The organism is Paenibacillus mobilis (assembly GCF_058267595.1).
The window spans coordinates 1-17,685 of the sequence record NZ_JBZCMS010000006.1; the positions used below are offsets into that span (position 1 = coordinate 1).

A 17,685-nucleotide genomic window follows, 5' to 3' on the forward strand; every position below is an offset into this window, starting at 1 on the left:
CTCATTCTCTAAGGTCATCTTGATGGAGCGAGCTCCTTTCTTGAAACCTCGGCGATCAAAGGCTTTCTTCACCCACTTTACGCTTTCCTCATCTTTTTGAGCTCGTTTGATGCGTACATCCGCAGTTTGCAGGTAATGATAGTAGCCAGATCTTGAGACCCCTAGGAGCTCACAAAAATACCGGGTCATCCGCTTAAATCCCTGGCTCATTGCTTGATGAATCCATTCAAATCTATGACTTTCGCTTGGATTGTTTTTCTCTAAGCATAGCCTCCTTTCGTTCTTGTCGAACTTTTTTAGCAAGTCAATCTGCGACTCGAGAAGTTTGATTTTCGCTTCTTGTTTGGCCATGATTTCAGCAGGTGTAAGCTCTCTTTGCCGTGGACGTCCTGAAGCCCCTCTTCTGGAGTCGGTGAGTCCGATAATCCCATCCCGTTCGTAGGCCTTCTTCCAACGATCTGCGCACTGCTCCACCCGCGTCATGCCGATGAGAGACACGTCAAATCCAGCCGTCTCAAAGATTTCTCTAGGTGTTTTCCCTGACAAATACTGATCGATGAAAAGGCGTTTAAATTCATCTGTGTATGTTAATGATTTTTCGCTAACCTTAGCGATATATGGATTTTTAGATAAAGCCTTGCGCTCTGCTTGGTTAAAATGTTTCTTACTCATGTCATCCCCTCCATTGCCTCTTCCAGTATACAAAAAGTACCCATAGCCCAGACACCTTTTTTTCAAAGTGTCCAGTCTATGGGTACCAGTTTAATGAAGGATTCTTTCTTTTGCATAAGGATCACTCTCTTTTGTTGTCTTAAGCGAATCTTGGCTTCCCGCCGCTGTTACCCGGTAACCCGTTGTATAAGCCAAATAAGGGCGATGACCGTAATCCCGGCATTTAACGCCCGGAAGCTTATCCTATAACCTTTAAGCCGGTACCAATACCACAATAAAGGTGAGGCCAAGCCGAGCAAGGCGAGCTGCGTGAGTTCGATGCCAAGGTTAAAGCTCAGCAGGGCCGGCACAAGCTGATTTTTCGGCAAATGCATATCCATCAGCAAATCGGCGAACCCCAGGCCATGAATTAGGCCAAATAAAAAGGTGACCCACCAGCGGTTTTTGGCGTTCCGCGGGAAAAATAAATTTTCCAAAGCCACGTAAATAATGCTGGCCGCGATCATCGATTCGACGAACCTGGAGGGCAAGCTGACGAGGCCGAGCACGGACAAAGCCAGCGTCAAACTATGGGCCAGGGTAAAGGCGGTGATAATTTTGATAACGTCCCGGACCTTCATTTTCAGGGCGATCAGGGTAAGCAGAAACAGCAAATGATCGATGCCGGTCAAAATATGAAGGGAGCCCAGTTTTAAAAAAAGCGAGCCATTCCGCGCCGGAGGCCGGTTTGCCTGCAGCAGGGTCTCCGCTCTGCACGGTGTAGCTCCACACGTTTTGAAACAGCGCCGAAGTCGTTTGGATCTGCCCATCCTTTAAAACATTGATGAAATTGACGTATTGCCCCTGGATAATTGAATGAAAGTCGTCCTTGAGGACAAGCGAATCGCCTGGCTCCAAAGGGAACGTAAGCGAAAAGGTGACGATTTTGGCGTCCGGCAGGACAAAGTCGCTGTAGGTTCCGGTGTCCATTTGAAAGCCGGTTTTGTCCGGCAATTCTTTGTTTAATTCGAGATTTCCGCTCAGCAGGGCCATTCTTTTTCCGTTGACTTCAATATCGAGATGCTGGTTTACCCACTGAAGAATCTGAGCTCGCCGGGCTTGAACCTCCTGCAGGTCCAAATAGCTGTCCTCATTGGCGTCCAGCTGGCTGATGGATTCAAGGACGGAAAGATCGTCGATCGAATACTGGATCGTGGTTTGACCGCCGGCAGATTCGATGCGCGTGAACGCAACGCTGTAAGCATGCGCATACGTTCGGGTTTCGAGGAGGCCCGACAGGGAGAGGAACAGGATCAGAATCAGGACCGCAGGGAATCTCCTGTTCATATTTATTCCTCCCGATGAACCAGTGATGACAAGAGATCATCCAGAGAACCGTTAAACTGGTTCATATCCACCTTGCCGATAATGCCGGGAATGCTGCCGGTTTGCGAAAACTGCCAAACGGACCAGCTGCTCCAGGCCGGGACGGGAGTCGGCGATTGAGTGCTGTATTTGGCCACCCAAAGCTTGTAGGAAGAGAAGGTAGCGTCAAAGTTGGCGGCAAAAACATTCCCCGTGTAAATCATGGGCGTAATGCCGGTGGCGTTTTCGAATTCGGCCAAAAAAGCTTTGGCTACTTCGTTGATCTGCGCCGGGGTCAATCCGCCGGGATTATTTTCATAATCCAGGACGGGCGGCAGATCCAGCAGCTGAATTCCCCCCGCGGCCTGCAGGGCTTGTACGAAATTATCCGCCTCCAGTTTTGCATTGCCAACGCTGGTTGCATCGAGGAAATGATAAGCGCCCACCAGCAGACCCGCCGATTTGGCGCCGGCCAGGTTGACCGCAAACTGGTTATCCCGAACCGTTTTGCCTTCGGAAGCTTTAATAAACACAAAGGAGTAACCGGCGCTGGCAACCTGCGTCCAATCAATGGTTCCATTATGGTGCGAAACGTCAAGTCCCATCACGTTTGAGCCTGGTAAATTGGCGCCCGGATTTGAGCTTGAACCGGAATCCGGGCCCGAACCCGTACCGGAATCCGTGGTCTGCAATTGGACCCTAATGGCCCCCGGGGATTTTTGCAGCTGGTAGGTTCTCGAGCCTTTAAGAACCATAACGATTTCTATGGAAGAGGGGGCATTTGTATTGTTTAGCTGCGAAACTTCGATTTCGCTCAGATCCGGATCGTCGGTAAACAGAAGATCTCCATGACCGCTCGCATCCAATTGGAGGGTATCCGCGAAACCGGGATCAAAAGCCGCGCCAGGCAAATCGATTTGAAGCCGGTCCGGATTCGTCAGGAGCGCTGTCCCGGGATCGGCAGAACCTTGGAGGCTCAGCGTTAATTGCCCGTTTGCAAAGTTCATATCCTGAAGCAAGGCTGAGGCACTGCCGGCCGGCGAGGCCGATGAGGTTTTGACCTTGACGGATTGGGTCTGCTGATCCCAATCGACGGTGCTCCCGAGCTGTTCGCTTACAAATCTCAGAGGCACATAGGCTTTGTTGTTATAAAGGGAAGGAGCCGCGCTTAAACGAAGCTCTTGTCCATTCGACACAGCGAGACTGCTGTTAAGGGTCAGTTGAAGCGTCGTTTGCGCATTATGTATAGTGATGGTTTTGTCCTTCTGATTCCAGTCCACGGTATAGGCCATTTCTTCGGTCAGGATTCTAAGGGGAACAAGCACGTGGTTGTTGGACACCCGTATTTGTTCGGCATTGGAGAGAAGGATTTCTTTATCGTTCAGAAAAAGATGCGTGTTTTCTTTGGCCGAAACCGACTGATTTTGAACCCAGAAGAGCATAAAAAGGAAAACGAAGCCGAAAAGTAACCATTTTTTCACGATGTACCCACCATTCTTGTATGTTGTAAAGTTCCAGAAGTTGTTGAATCCTGATTAGCTATATATTTAAACGGACAATAAATCGTAAATGTTTCGATTAAATGACAAAAAATTTACTTTTAAGCGGCGGTTTTTTATGACTTTTCAAAAATGAAGCTTGTGCTATAATCGTAATAATTACGATTAAGCATTTGGAATAGCGGAAATGACGAAAGAAGCCGTGTTTTATTCCGTAAGTTTGGGGGAAGGAGGGAAACGGGGAGCTCCCGGCTTGTTCAAACCGCTTAGCTTAATTGTTCATTACATACAAAGGGAGAATGGAGATATGAAATTTGCAAGTTCCAAATCCAGCGTTATTTTTGCCGTTTTGCTGCTGGCTTTAGCTTTGACCGCATGCGGACAATCCGGCTCTTCGAATCAGGGGCAGGCCGTAAATTCGGCCGGTTCATCTGCATCTGCATCTGCATCTGCATCGAACCAAACGGAGCCTTCAGGTTCAACTGCAGCCACCGCTTCAGCTTCTTCTGATATTGAGGCCGGTGCACCGTTTCTATCCTTCAAAGATAACGAAGGCAGGGAAATTACCTTAGACCATCAGCCTCAGCGAATTGTAGTTTTGTCTCCTGAAATTCTGAGTATGATTTATGCCATTGGAGGAGAGGTGACGGGCCGGGCGGATGCAACGGATATCGAACTCCCTCCGGGAGCCGAAAAAGCCGAAAGCGTGGGACAGGTTTCCGAGGTCAGCAGCGAAAAAATACTGGCCCTTCAACCGGATCTGGTTATCGGCCAGCCCCGTTTCCATAAAGATTTGGTCCAAACCTTTGAAAGCAGCTCTATTCCGTTTGCTCTCATGCAGGTTTCTTCTTATGACGAAATTGCCGATACAGTGAACCTGCTGGGGAAAATCACGGGGAAAGAAACCGAAGCCAAACAGAAACTGGAGGAGCTCCAGCAGCGCGTGGATGCGATTAAGGCCAAACTGCCGGATAAAAAGCTGACGTTTGCCAATTTAAACGTGACGCCGGCATCGGTTTCGATCCAGCGGACAGGAACGATTGGACTGGATATCGCCAAAACGATGAACATGACCAACGTAGCCGAGCAGCTTGAGCCGGATCAGAAAAGTCCGACCACCGTTCCTTACAGCCTCGAGAAGCTGGTGGAGCAAAACCCGGATTACCTTTTCTTAATCATTCATGGCAGCCGGGCAGTGGGAGAAAAGAAAATCAAAACGGATATGGAAAGCAACCCGGCCTGGAACGCTTTGACAGCCGTGAAGGAGAAACACGTCATCATCGTGCCTTCCTCCCTGTTCCTGACGAATCCGGGACTGAAATACGATGAATCGATGACTTATTTGGCTCAATACGTTTATCCGGACATTTTTGGGGCGCCGCCTGCGGCAAAGGAATCCGCCGGTTCGGGACAAGGCCATGGGAAGTAACTTTTCCCCCCGTTTAAAAGAACAAGCGACGTACCGCATCTTCATGCTGACCCTCTTTGCCGCTGCGGCATTGGGGGCGGCTGTTTTTAGCATTTGCGTCGGAGCCGTCAAAGTGCCCGCAGCCGATTTGGTTCGTTATTTGTTTGATTCCGGTTTCCATGGGCCTCTTCGGGAGATTGTTTGGAACATACGGCTTCCCCGGATTCTGGTCGGTCTGCTGGTCGGCGCATGTCTGGCCGTATCCGGCTCGCTGCTCCAGGGCATTATGCGCAACCCTCTCGCGGATCCGCATATTATCGGGGTATCCAGCGGAGCGGGATTATTTGGCATCCTGGTCATGCTGGTGTGGCCGGCGTACGAATATTTGCTGCCGCCCATCGCTTTTATCGGGGCCACGGCTGCCGCTGCGGTCATTTATCTGCTCGCCTGGAAGGACGGCATCCAGCCGGTGCGCATCGCCCTTTCGGGCGTCGCCGTTTCGGCGTTTCTGGGAGCGGGCATCTCGGGGTTGCTGATTTTCTACAGCGACCGCGTTCAAGGCGCGCTGGTTTTTATGGTTGGAGGTTTGGCGGCCAAAAGCTGGCCGCATGTCCGCATTATTTTGCCGTATGCGGTATTAGGTCTGCTGGCTGCCGGATTAGGCGCCAACAAAATGAATTTGCTGATGCTGGGGGATGCGGCGGCGCGTAATCTGGGCGTACGCGTCGAACGGGTAAGGCTGCTGATGACGGCCGTGGCGACGCTGCTTGCGGCAAGCGCGGTCAGCGTCGCCGGTTTGCTTGGATTTGTTGGCCTGATCGTCCCCCATGCGGCGCGGCTGCTTATAGGAAATGATTACCGTCTGCTGCTGCCCGCCTCGGCACTGCTTGGAGCGGCCGTCGTCCTTTTCTGCGACACGTTCGCCAGAATCGTTTGGGCGCCGACCGAACTCCCGGTCGGAATTATTATGGGCGCGTTAGGCGCGCCGTTTTTCCTGTATTTATTAAGGAGGAACAAGCCATGAGGATGTTATCGACCCGGGATCTTTCGCACAAGTATGCCGGGAAATCGGCCGTGCTGCAGGGCTTGACTTTATCCATAGAGGCGGGAAAAATGTACGGCATCATCGGGCCAAACGGCTGCGGAAAAAGCACGCTGCTTAAAGCGCTAGCCAGGCAGCTGAAAGCAACGGGCGGCCAGGTTTTTTTCCAGGAACAAAACATGCTGCAGATGAAACCTAGAGAAGTGGCGCAAAAGCTCTCTTATCTGGCGCAATCCCAGGAATCGGCCGATTTGACGGTGCGGGAGCTCGTAGCTTACGGACGTTCGCCCCACCAATCGCTGTTCAGGCCGGATCAAGAAGAGGATGCGCGTCTGGTGGAATGGGCGCTGCAGTCCGCTTCGCTCAAGCCGCTGGAGCACCGGCACCTGAACGAGCTGAGCGGCGGAGAGCGGCAGCGGGCCTGGATTGCGATGTCGCTGGCCCAAAAAACGGATGTTTTGCTGCTGGATGAACCTACTACGTATTTGGATATCCGTCACCAGATGGAGGTTCTAGAGCTTGCGCGGCAGTTAAACCGGGAAATGTCCATAACGGTGATTCTGGTGCTGCATGACCTCAATCAGGCCTGCCAGTTCAGCGACGAATTAATCGTGATGCAGGAAGGCAGGATTTATGCGCAGGGAGCACCCGGGGAAGTCGTGGACGCCAGGCTGATCCAAGAAGTATTCGGGGTGCATGCGGACATTCAACCGGATAAAGATACCGGCAGACCCTTTTGCCGGATTACAGGAAAAGTACAAACCTGATTTGCTGGAGATAAAGGATGGATGAAATTGACTAAACACCAACACCAAACGGTTTATCCGTTTACGGCCATCGTCGGGCAGGAAAACATGAAAACGGCGATCCTGCTGAATCTGGTTAATCCGAGACTCGGAGGCATTTTGATCAAAGGCGAGAAGGGGACGGCCAAGTCAACCGCCGTACGGGCCGCATCCGAACTGCTGGAGGACCTGAAAGTCGTAAATTTGCCGATCAGCGCTACGGAAGACCGTGTCGTCGGGACGCTGGATATTGAACATGCGATCCGGTTCGGCGAGAAAAAGTTTGACCCGGGCCTGCTGGCTCAGGCCGACCGTCAGATGCTGTATGTGGATGAAATTAATCTGCTTGACGATCAGATCGTGGACGTCTTGTTGGACGCCGCGGCTTCAGGCATCAATACGGTGGAACGCGAAGGCATATCGTTTTCCCATCCGGCGCGGTTTATCCTGATCGGAACGATGAACCCCGAGGAAGGGGATTTGAGACCCCAGCTGCTGGATCGATTTGCTTTGTCCGTAGAAGTGGCCGGGGAGAAAAGCATGGAGCAGCGGGTAGAGGTCATTCGCCGGAGAATGGCTTTTGAAGCGGATCCTCCGGCTTTTGCGGAGCATTACCGGCCTGAACAAGACCGGTTAAGGGACAAAATCCTTCAGGCTCGGCAGCTGCTGCCGGCGCTTGAACCAAGGGAGTCCATTTTGCGTCAGGCGGCTGAAATTGCCATTGCCTTAAAGGTGGATGGCCATCGTTCGGACATTACGATGATCAAAACGGCCCTGACGCTGGCCGCGTTTGAAGGCCGGACAAACGCGGAAGCCGAGGATTTGTACAAGGCGGCGATGCTGGTTCTGCCGCATAGGCTCAAGCAATCGCCTTTCGACGATCCGGCCGGGAATGCGGAGAAGGTGCGGAAGGCGATTCAGGAAGCCGGGGCGGCCTTCTTATGAACCCTCACTTATTCCCTTTCAAGGCAAGAGTAGGCGATAACGAAACGGAGACGGCGCTGCTCCTGCATTTGATTCATCCCGGGTTAGGCGGCGTTTTGCTGTCCGGTCCCAAGGGAACGGGCAAATCCGTCTGGCTTCAGGGATTGCGGGAGCTTTGCTCCCCGATGAAAGTGACCGTTGTCCCGGTCGGAGTCACCGAAGACCGCTTGTTCGGAGGTTTAGATCTTAGCGGCCTGACAAGTGCCGGAGGCGGTCCGTTTAAGGAAGGGCTGCTGGCCGAAGCCGACCAGGGGCTGTTATTGGTCGATCCAATCAATCTGCTTCCCGCCGAAAGGGTTTATGCCCTTATGGAATGCGCCAAATCCAAAATGCTGCGGATCGAGCGGGAGGGTTTTTCGAAATCGTTCCCCTGCTCGTTTCGGTTATTCGCCGCCATGGACCCTGAGGAGGGAGAGCTGTCTCCAGGAATTCTGGACGGCTTTGGTCTTTGTCTTTATCTCACAAATGAGGAGGATGCAGACCGCCGCATGGAGGTGATGAGACGGGCCTTGGCTTTTGAACGGGACCCTGACGCTTTTACGGAGGGTTATCAACAAGACAGACAGGAGCTTCGCCGAAAGCTGGAGCAGGCCCAAGCTCTCCTTCCAGAAGTTCTCGCCAAAAACGAACATCTGCGGCTGGCGGCCGAGGTAGCCCATGAAGCAGGCTGCGGCGGTCAGCGCGCCGAATATTTTCTGATCGAAAGCGCGCGTGCCTTAGCCGCCTGGGACAACCGCCGGGTCATCACGGAAGCGGATATCGGCCTGGCAGCCCGGTGGGTGCTTCCCCACCGGATGAAGGCTCTCCGTTCGGTTGAAAGCCTGGTGTCAGCAGGGCAAAGGGAATCGGACGAGAACAGCCGTTCACAGGAAGAGTCTTCCAAGGAAACGGATCCGGGAAAAGAGCCGGGGCTTGAACCCGGGCCGGAGTCAGAGCACGAATTTGTGCCGGAGTCCGGACCAGGGCCGGGACACGATGAGGGGGCGGGCCCCACGGCAGCGCCGTTCTTGAACCCCATCGGAGATCTCTCCCCGGAAGGGGAAGGGACTCATCATCCGCCGCAAGGGCCTCAAGACCGGAAAGACGGCGGCGATTCCTCCGAGCCGCGAACGGAAACGGAAAACATTCACGGGATTGGCCGCTCCATTGCAGCGGAAGCCTTCGAATTTCGGAGCAAGAGCAGCATGAAGCAGAGCGGGAAAGGCAAAAGGGATCTTGTCCGATCAATAGGCCAAAAAGGGAGATACGCGGATTATGTTTCCCCCCGGGGGAAGGTGACGGATTTGGCGCTGGACGCCACTTTGAGAGCTGCCGCCCCCTACCAGGCGTTCCGCCGCTCCAAAGGGGAGCTGGCGTTCCGGCTGGAACCCCAGGATTTAAAGCAAAAGGTCCGTTTCGCCAGAAGCGGGACCTCTATTCTTTTTGTTGTGGACGCAAGCGGTTCGATGTCGGCGCGAAAAAGAATGGAAGCCGTAAAAGGCGCCGTCTTTTCGCTGCTGAAAGAGGCTTATGTAAAAAGAGAGGAAATCGGCATGATCGCCTTCCGCAAAAATAAAGCGGAGCTCGTTTTGCCCTTTACTCGCAGCGCCGCGTTTGCCGCAAAAGAGCTGCGGGAGCTGGCGACCGGGGGGCGGACCCCTATGGGTCAGGGACTCCGGCTGGCCTGGGAAATCCTGAACAGAAAAATGCGCGGGAATCAGCCCTTTCATCCGGTGGTTATCCTGGTTACGGACGGGAAAGCAAACGAAGGCTCCAGGCCGGGCATGTCTATTGAGGACATTATGATGGAAGGCATGGCCCTAGCCGGGCTTTACCGCAGACCGGACATACAGACGCTGGTCCTGGATACGGAACAAGGTTTTATCCGGCTGGGGCAGGCACGGAAGCTCGCAGATGCGATGGGGGCTGTTTATTACAAGCTGGAGCAGCTCGAACAAGCCGAGGTGACTTCCGCGGTTAGAGGAATTTTGTACGAATGATGGCTAAAAGGAGGGGATAAGAAATGAAGCTGAAGCTGGTTCTGTTCACAGCCTCGCAGGCCGCGGTTCGCGACCTTTCAAACGTATATGCGGAGATGGGGGAGGCAGAGAAAGAGGAGCTTGCCTTGACCGTGTTTAATCTGGGCATTCCGGTCGATACCGGCCGATTCAAGGAAATCCGGGCGGCAGCGGCCGAAGCCGATCTGATTCTTCATGACGCGCACGGTGCTTCGCCCGAACATTTGCGGGTGATCCTGGAAAGCTGCAAGGATATACAAGCGTTTCAGGTGCCGGTGGGCGGCAATCAGCGCCAATTGGCCGAATTGTTTTCCTCCGGAGAAAGGAGCAGGAGTCCCTGGGATCCGGAAGCGGTGCAGCAAATTCGGGATTACTGGCAGGGGGCGGGCGCTCAAAACCTGAAGCATCTTTTATTCTATATCCTGCATCGATCCGGCAGCGGCCCGAACCGGCGGACGGTTCCGCCTGCCCCGGTGCTGATCGACGGGATGGCGCTGCTGGATGCGGCTTCTTCCCGAATCTTCGAATCGACGGATTCCTATTGGGAGGCCTTGGAGGGAGAGGCTTCCAAACCAACCGTTGCCGTCCTGTTTATGGGTTACGCTTATCCTTTGGACACTCACGCCGTTGTGGCTTCCATTGTTGAGAGAATCCGGGAGGAAGCTGCAGCCAACGTGCTGCAAATCGGGTTTGCGTCGATTGCGGGCCTTGATATCGGGAAATTAAGGGGATTTCTTTTAAAAGGGGCCGCAGACGGCTCGGCAGTCCGGCTCATCGTTAATTTCATTCCATTCCGTTTAGGCTCTGGGCCGGTTGGCGGAGATTCGGCTCAGGTTATGGAACTGCTTGAGGAGCTTCGCGTTCCTCTGCTGCATCCTTTTTTCCTTACGCGCAAACGGCGGACGAACTGGGAGACTTCCCCCGAAGGGCTGGGGCCTTCCGAGTTTCTGGTTCAAATGATGCTGCCGGAACTGGACGGGGCCACTGAAATGCTGCCCGTAGCGACCATGGAGCCGGGGGGAGCCGATGCCGGGCTGCGTTCAAGCTGGAATGAGCTTTCCGGCATTCCGGACCGGATTGGACGTTTGGTCAGACGAATCAGCCGGTACCTGGCCCTGCAGAGCAAGCCGCGAAACGAGAAAAAAATAGCGCTTATCGGCTACAACTACCCTCCGGGCGAAGGGACGATGTTCGGCGGATCCTTTTTGGACACGTTTGAATCCCTGGCCAACCTTTTATCCGTCCTGAAAAAAGAAGGATACCTGGTCCAGGAAATGACCGGGGAAGAAATCAGGCAAAAGATGCTGAACGAGGGGTTGGTCAACTCTGCGGTTTGGGCCGACGAGGCCTCTCCGTCAGCGCTTATCCGTTATCCCGCAGGGGCATATGCAGGCTCCCGCAATCCAAACCGGGCAGCGGAGATGCTTGAACGATGGGGGCAGCCTCCGGGCGAAATCATGGCGAAGGACCGGGATTTTCTCATTCCCGGCTTTATAAACGGCCATGTGTTTATCGGGCTGCAGCCGACCAGGGGCATTCATGAAGATCCTTCCAAATCCTATCATGATAAATCCCAGCTACCCCATCATCAATATTTGGCTTTCTACCAATATCTCCGGGAGGGCTTTCAGGCCGACGCTCTGCTTCATATCGGGACTCACGGGACGCTTGAATTTATGGAAGGCAAGGAAGCGGGCATGTCCGAAAACTGCCTCCCGGATGAGCTTATAGGAGAGCTTCCGCATTTCTATTACTATTATCTGGGGAATCCTTCGGAAGCTATGATCGCCAAACGGAGAAGCCATGCGGTTCTGATCAGCTATCAGTCCCCTTCTTTTATTAAAGGCGGGCTTTATGGCGATTTATCCAGGCTGGATGATCTGCTTCACAGCTATTATCAGGCCAAACGCCTCAGTCCCGGCCAATGCGAGGAAATTGCTTCCCAAATCAGGCTGGCGGCCGAAGCCGTGCATTTAAACGGCGAAGACCTGGAGCAGGTGGAGGCGGAGTTGTACCGGATGCGCCGTTCCTTGATTCCGTATGGGCTTCATATATTGGGCCGCAGAAGCAGCAGGCAGCAGGCAGCCGGCTACATGACAGAGGTTCTGCGCCAGGACAGAGCGGAGGCCCGCTCGCTGGTCTCCTTGCTGGCTTTAAGAAAGCAATGGGACTACGAGCAGATGCTAAAAGAAAACCGGATCGAAGCGCTGGAGACGCTGGACAGGGAGGCGGAGGCGCTCCTGGAACAGTTTGTCCGCAGCGGTAAAGCTCCTTTCCCGCAGGCGGATACGGGGGAATGGGAGAAAGAGTGGAATAGAACCTGGGCGTTCGGAAAACAGGCGTTTGAACGCGTTAAGAACAACATGGAGCTGGAGCAGCTGATTTCCGCACTGGACGGCCGGTACGTTCCGGCCAAGCTGGCCGGGGACGCGCTGCGCCATCCAGATATTTTGCCGTCCGGCTATAATCTGTTCCAGTTTGATCCAAGGTCCGTGCCGGGCGATACGGCGGTCAAACGCGGAAAGGCCATCGCTGAAAACACGCTGTCCCTGTACCGGAAGGAAGAAGGCCAGCCGCCTTCCACGGTAGCGGTGGTTCTGTGGGGACTCGAAACCTCCCGGACCCAAGGCGAAACCTTCGGCCAGATTTTAAGTTATTTGGGGGTCCGCCTAACGGAGCGGAATTCTTTTAATCAGCCCGTCTATGATTTTATTCCCGTCGAAGATCTTGGCAGACCCAGAATCAACGTAGTTATTCAAATTTGCGGTTTCTTCCGGGACATGTTCCCCAATTTGCTCGAGGACCTGAACCGGTTGTTCGAGCAGGTTTCCATGCTGGATGAAGACGATGCGGACAATGAGTTCAAGAAACAGACCCATCGGATTTACGAACAGCTTTTGAAGGAAGGGCTGGATCCATCCGAAGCCTGGGATTTGGCTTGCGCCCGGATTTTTGGGCCCGCGCCAGGCGAATACGGTACACGCATCAGCAAACTGGTTGAAACCAAGGCCTGGGGCAGCGAGTCGGAGCTGGGGAAAAGTTACATGGACAGCTTAAAGCATGTTTATAGTCAGCGAAGCCGGGGAAAAGCGGCGGGTGAGCTTTTCAGCGTCAATCTGAAGGCTGTGGATATCGTCTCGCAGGTCCGGAGCAATCATGAGCATGAGGTCACGGATTTGGACCATTATTACGAATATTTCGGCGGTCTGGCCAAAGCGGTGGAAATATCGAAGGGGGCGCGGGCACCCATTTATATTTCGGACACGACGGGTCAAAATGTGCTTACGGAGGGTGTGAAGGCCTCCATTCAGAGAGGACTGCAAACCCGGCTGCTTAACCCTAAATGGGTGGAAGGACTGCTGGAGCATGCCTATCACGGCGTTCAAAAGATAGCGGACCGGTTCGAAAATATGATAGGCCTGGCGGCCACCACGAACCAGGTAGAATCATGGATGTTTTCGGCCCTGCACGAAACCTATGTAGCGGACGAGCAGCGCAGCAGAGAATTGGAGAGGAACAACCGCTGGTCCTACCATCATATGCTGGAGACTTTGCTGGAAAGCCATCAGCGGCAGTACTGGAGGGCTTCAGAGGAAGAGCTCAACCGGCTCTATAACCGGATTATGGAGCTGGAAGGCGAACTGGAGAACGCCGAGCCGAGGAGCAATCAATTTTTTCTTTTCAAAAGGGGATAAGTCTGGTATTGTTTAATCGTAATAATTACGATTAAATGGCGAGTGGAGGGTACAAACCATGCTGGATCCTTTTACGCTAAGAAGAGTGGGAGCCATTTTGGACGGATATATTACGCAAAAAGTGCCCGCCGAAATGAGAGTATCCGTCCGGCTGACCTACAGGATGAATCAGGATGAGCTCATATTAACCGAGGAACGTCCTTCCCATGAGCGTTATCAATGGGAGAAGGCCGACGTTGCCAGGTTTTGCTGGGAACAAGGAGGCTGGCGGGTTTACGCGCTGGAGCCTGAAACCTGCAGATGGACATGTGTGGATGCCATCCATCCCTCTTCGGATTTTGAGAACCAATTGGAGCAGGTGGAGCTCGACCCGCAGGGGATTTTTTGGCCGGAATAAGACGAGCCGCATAGGAAGTCAGAGCTTAACCGTCATTTAATAACGTTAAACTGGAGGAAGACCCATGGAGAAAGTGGATTGCATAATCGTAGGCGGAGGGCCCTCCGGCATCGGATTAGGGATCGTTTTGCAGGATTTGAAAATAGAAAACTTTTGTATTCTGGAGCGTAGCTCGGTAGGAGCCTCCTTCCGGTTATGGCCGGAAGAAATGCGTATGATTACGCCCTCTTTTACAGGGAATGCTTACGGTTTGCTTGATTTAAATACGATATCGATGGATACGTCGCCGGCCTATACGCTGGGAACCGAACACCCTTCAGGCCGGGCTTATGCCGACTATCTCGATGCCGTTGCCGCTTATAAAAAGCTGCCGGTCCGCACCGGCGTGGATGTTTTGAGGGTAGAACCGGCCGGGGACGGCTTCCTTGTGCATACGTCGGAGGGATCCCTGGAGAGCCGATTTGTCATCTGGGCGGCGGGCGAGTTCCAATACCCGAACCTGGACGGGTTCCCGGGAGTCGAACACTGCATTCATAACAGCCTGGTTCCGCGCTGGACGGACCTCGCCGCTGAAGAAAGAATCGTCATCGGCGGTTATGAAAGCGGGGCCGACTCAGCCATTCATTTGAGCAGGCTCGGGACGAAAGTAACGCTTATCGACCGCGGAGTCAAATGGCTGGAGAAAGACAGCAGCGATCCGAGCGTCGAGCTTTCCCCTTATACCAAAGACCGGATCATGGAATTGGATGCCCGGGCCCGGATTGATTTTGCCGGCGGGCTGGAGGTCAAATGGGTGGAGCCTGAGGAGCAGGGGGGATTTGTGGTTTACGCGGAAAGCCCGGAAGGGGAGACCCGATTATTCAAAACCGCTGTGCCGCCCATATTGGCGACGGGTTTTAAGGGAAGTTTAGGTTTGATAGAGTCCTTGCTGGAACGGGGAGAAGAAGGCGAACTTCTGCTGAGCACGATCGATGAGTCTACGCTTGCACCGGGGCTTTTTGTTGCCGGTCCCGGCGTGGTTCATCAGCATCTGAAACTTTGTTTTATTTACAAGTTCCGGCAAAGATTTGCGGTCGTGGGCGGTGCGATTGCCGAACGGCTGGGGCTTTCGACAGAGGTTCTGGAGGGTTACAGAAAAAAGACGATGCTGCTGGATGACTTATCCTGCTGCGAGGAAGATTGCCAATGCTGAATGCTCTGTCCGAACCGCTGGAAAGGAAGCGGCATGCCGTGCTGGTGGGGTTTGAATCCTCGGGCAAATCTTCCTTGTTCCGGGGATTGACCGGAGAAGATACCGGGGAGGAAGCCAATTTCAAAGGTTCAACCATCATGGCGCGGCAAGCCGGGTGGATGGAGGGGACCGATTTGATCGATCTGCCGGGCATCAGGCTGATGGATGACAGCCTGACTACGCGGCTCGCCCTGAAACGGACGGCGGATTCGGACCGGGTTATCCTGGTGGTCCGCGGAACCCATGCCGCCGAAGAATTGCCGAAGCTTATGGAAGCAGTTCCTTTAGCGTCGAAGCAAGGGGTATTGGTCTTAACCTTTGAAGATAAAACGACCCACCGCATTTATGAGCTTGCCGAACGTTTTAAGAACCGGCTTGGCGTTCCGGTAGTTACCGTGGATACCCGTCATCTGACGGAAGGGAAAATCCGGCAGATTCAAGCGGCATTAAAGCTGGCCAGGCCTTTTAATCCGATTGAGGAGTGGAAGCCGGCCGCAGAGGACGCAGGTACTGATCCGTTTTCGCAGGCTATGGAAGCCGTAAAACCGCAGGAAACCTGGTTCGAACATGCCTTATGGGGAAAATGGGTATCCCTTTGCACGCTGTTATTGATGTTTGCCCTGCCTGTTGCATTGGCTTACGGCTTATCGGCCTGGCTGCAGCCGATTCTGGACGCCGCCGTCATTCAACCGGTCAAGCAGTGGTTTCTGCCGGCGCCTTCTCTTCTGCAAACTTTATTTATTGGCAGCTATGGGCTGATTACATTGGGTTTGTATTCTTTTGTGTGGGCATTCCCGGTGGTGGTTCTGCTCGGCTTCAGCCTGGCTCTTGTGGAAGAAAGCGGGTTAAAGGACCGGATAACGGATTCGTTGGACGGGTGGCTGCGAATCATCGGACTGACGGGCCGGGATTTGATCCCCGTTATTTCGGGTTTCGGATGCAACGTTGTGGCCGTCTTTCAGAGCAGGTCCTGCAGTGCCTGCACCCGCAAGTCCTGCGTCTCTCTTATTGCTTTTGGTTCGGCCTGCAGCTACCAGATCGGAGCTTCCTTATCGATCTTTGGCGCATCCGGCCATTTGGGGTATTTTTTTCCGTACCTGTTTGTCCTGTTTATCGCGGGAGCCGTTCACACCCGGATTTGGAACCGGAACATGAACGCCTTGCCTGAAGCGGCTTATGAAGCCAAAACGTATTTGCAAGTCCCCTCGGCAAGAGCTGTGTATTGGAGGCTGCGCAGCGTCGTTAAGCAATTTTTGACCCAGGCGATGCCGATTTTTCTGCTGATTTGTTTTGCGGCCACGCTGCTTGACGATTCGGGCGTTTTAAAGGCTTTATCCGCTTTGGCCGGCCCGGTTCTGACTCTCTTCCGGCTGCCTGCGGAAGCCGCGAACGGCATCATTTTCTCCATCCTGCGCAAGGATGGATTGCTAACGCTGAATCAGGACGGCGGAGCTTTCCTGGCCGGCCTTCAGCCTTCGCAAATTTTTGTGCTGGTGCTGCTGGCTTCGACTTTGACGGCCTGTCTGGTCACTTTGTGGACCGTACGCAAAGAAATGGGCATCCGGACGGCGTTGTCGCTGGCGGGCAGACAGCTGCTTACCTCGGTCGTTTTTTCCATGGGAATAGCTTGGCTGACCTTTTTATTTTAGGAAATCCATACAGGAAGAATAACCGCAGGTTATAAAGGACCAAAACCTAAATGGGGGAAGCCCAGTGGGGACAGGGGGAGTATCGGGATGTGTATCGAATTTACGGATCTTCGGCTGAAGCCTGCAGGTATAAACTTGATGAGGCCCTATGTCCGCTATGAAGCGGCCGGTTTATTGGCTTTTTCAGGGAAAACCTTTCATCAGGATACCCAGCCTATCTTCCATCAAATCCGATTGATGGTTTCCCTTGATGAAGCCGAACGAAGGCTTGGACTTAGCCGGGATAAGCTGCTTTCAAGTTTTCAGAAGGAAAAGGCGGAGGAGGATCGGGGGCGGCTGCTTGCCGCCAATCTGGCGGTCTCGGAATTTCCGGCAGCCTGGAAGGAGCGCATGGGGGAAACCTGGTTTGACTGGCTGGACGCCGTAGACGGGGAACATTCCGTGATTGGTGCCCGCGCCGATGAAATTCTCGCTCAACAAGTGGGCAGGAATCCTTTTGATCAAGGCAGTCTGTTTTACATTCAGCAATTGAACGTACATCCCTTTTTCAGAGGGAAAAAGCTGGGGCTCCAGCTTATTGCCTTCACTTTTCAAACCCTGATTAGCAAAAACAAGGGGATGGTGTTTTTAATCGCCGAACCTCGATTGGAAAAACAGCCCGGCCTTCCCGGCCTTATGAGAGATCCTGCCAACCTGATCCCGTATTATAAACGGCTTGGTTTTGCCGAAGCCTTCCCTACCGCCAATCAAGAAGACCGGATTATGGAAATCCAAGTTTGCGAGCTCTTAACGAAGGAAGCAGATTAAGGGTTGGCCGTGGAGCTTACCCGTTTGGAGAAGCTTAAAACGCTCGTTGACTCTATGGGGCTAGGCGGGACAGTTCCGGCCTTCGAAACCGCCGGCAGTGAAATTTACGTCATTGAGCTCGGCAGCTGCGTGAAAATAACGGCGGCAGCGGAACGGGCCGTCATGTACGGACTGC

14 protein-coding genes are annotated in these 17,685 nt (G+C 53.5%); 10 read left to right on the forward strand and 4 right to left on the reverse strand.

Annotated features, from left to right (window positions below):
• From AC3ZPD_RS12480 to AC3ZPD_RS12495, 4 genes are all read right to left on the reverse strand, one after another.
• Nucleotides 1-672, reverse strand: a 672-nt coding sequence (locus AC3ZPD_RS12480; protein ID WP_490984618.1) for an HTH domain-containing protein, incomplete at its 3' end; no start/stop codon positions are given.
• Between the two features lie 167 nt (nt 673-839).
• On the reverse strand, nt 840-1,343 hold the full coding sequence (locus tag AC3ZPD_RS12485; protein ID WP_490984619.1) for a HupE/UreJ family protein: 504 nt from the start codon (nt 1,341-1,343) through the stop codon (nt 840-842).
• Nucleotides 1,240-1,998 carry a hypothetical protein gene (locus tag AC3ZPD_RS12490; protein ID WP_490984620.1) on the reverse strand — a complete coding sequence of 253 codons (759 nt, stop codon included), beginning with the start codon at nt 1,996-1,998 and terminating at the stop codon, nt 1,240-1,242. The genes AC3ZPD_RS12485 and AC3ZPD_RS12490 overlap by 104 nt, the downstream gene beginning before the upstream one ends.
• Nucleotides 1,999-2,000: 2 nt before the next feature.
• A complete protein-coding gene (locus tag AC3ZPD_RS12495; RefSeq protein WP_490984621.1) occupies nt 2,001-3,497 on the reverse strand; it encodes a GH25 family lysozyme in 1,497 nt (498 codons plus the stop codon).
• Between the two features lie 325 nt (nt 3,498-3,822).
• On the opposite strand from AC3ZPD_RS12495, the gene AC3ZPD_RS12500 reads away from it, so the two are divergent.
• The 10 genes from AC3ZPD_RS12500 (at nt 3,823) to AC3ZPD_RS12545 (ending at nt 17,510) form a co-directional block, all read left to right on the forward strand.
• Entirely contained in the window at nt 3,823-4,944 is a 1,122-nt protein-coding gene (locus AC3ZPD_RS12500; protein WP_490984622.1) for an ABC transporter substrate-binding protein, read from the forward strand.
• Entirely contained in the window at nt 4,934-5,947 is a 1,014-nt protein-coding gene (locus AC3ZPD_RS12505; protein ID WP_490984623.1) for a FecCD family ABC transporter permease, read from the forward strand. Before AC3ZPD_RS12500 ends, AC3ZPD_RS12505 begins: the two co-directional genes overlap by 11 nt.
• Complete coding sequence (locus tag AC3ZPD_RS12510; protein WP_490984624.1) at nt 5,944-6,732, forward strand: ABC transporter ATP-binding protein; 789 nt, start codon at nt 5,944-5,946, stop codon at nt 6,730-6,732. The genes AC3ZPD_RS12505 and AC3ZPD_RS12510 overlap by 4 nt, the downstream gene beginning before the upstream one ends.
• Nucleotides 6,733-6,753: 21 nt before the next feature.
• On the forward strand, nt 6,754-7,695 hold the full coding sequence (locus AC3ZPD_RS12515) for a magnesium chelatase ATPase subunit I (RefSeq protein ID WP_490984625.1): 942 nt from the start codon (nt 6,754-6,756) through the stop codon (nt 7,693-7,695).
• On the forward strand, nt 7,692-9,713 hold the full coding sequence (locus AC3ZPD_RS12520; RefSeq protein WP_490984626.1) for a VWA domain-containing protein: 2,022 nt from the start codon (nt 7,692-7,694) through the stop codon (nt 9,711-9,713). Before AC3ZPD_RS12515 ends, AC3ZPD_RS12520 begins: the two co-directional genes overlap by 4 nt.
• 23 nt (nt 9,714-9,736) lie before the next feature.
• Nucleotides 9,737-13,426 (forward strand): cobaltochelatase subunit CobN, encoded by a 3,690-nt coding sequence (locus AC3ZPD_RS12525; RefSeq protein ID WP_490984627.1) that lies wholly within the window; start codon nt 9,737-9,739, stop codon nt 13,424-13,426.
• 58 nt (nt 13,427-13,484) lie between these two features.
• Nucleotides 13,485-13,823 (forward strand): DUF3024 domain-containing protein, encoded by a 339-nt coding sequence (locus tag AC3ZPD_RS12530; RefSeq protein ID WP_490984628.1) that lies wholly within the window; start codon nt 13,485-13,487, stop codon nt 13,821-13,823.
• A gap of 64 nt (nt 13,824-13,887) precedes the next feature.
• Nucleotides 13,888-15,015, forward strand: coding sequence for an NAD(P)/FAD-dependent oxidoreductase (locus AC3ZPD_RS12535; RefSeq protein ID WP_490984629.1), 1,128 nt, complete (start codon nt 13,888-13,890; stop codon nt 15,013-15,015).
• Nucleotides 15,009-16,703: a nucleoside recognition domain-containing protein gene (locus tag AC3ZPD_RS12540; RefSeq protein WP_490984630.1), complete on the forward strand. Its 1,695-nt coding sequence runs from the start codon at nt 15,009-15,011 to the stop codon at nt 16,701-16,703. Before AC3ZPD_RS12535 ends, AC3ZPD_RS12540 begins: the two co-directional genes overlap by 7 nt.
• An 87-nt stretch (nt 16,704-16,790) precedes the next feature.
• The gene (locus AC3ZPD_RS12545) at nt 16,791-17,510 is read left to right on the forward strand and encodes a GNAT family N-acetyltransferase (RefSeq protein WP_490984631.1); all 720 of its coding nucleotides are present in this window, start codon (nt 16,791-16,793) and stop codon (nt 17,508-17,510) included.
• Nucleotides 17,511-17,685: the final 175 nt, after the last annotated feature.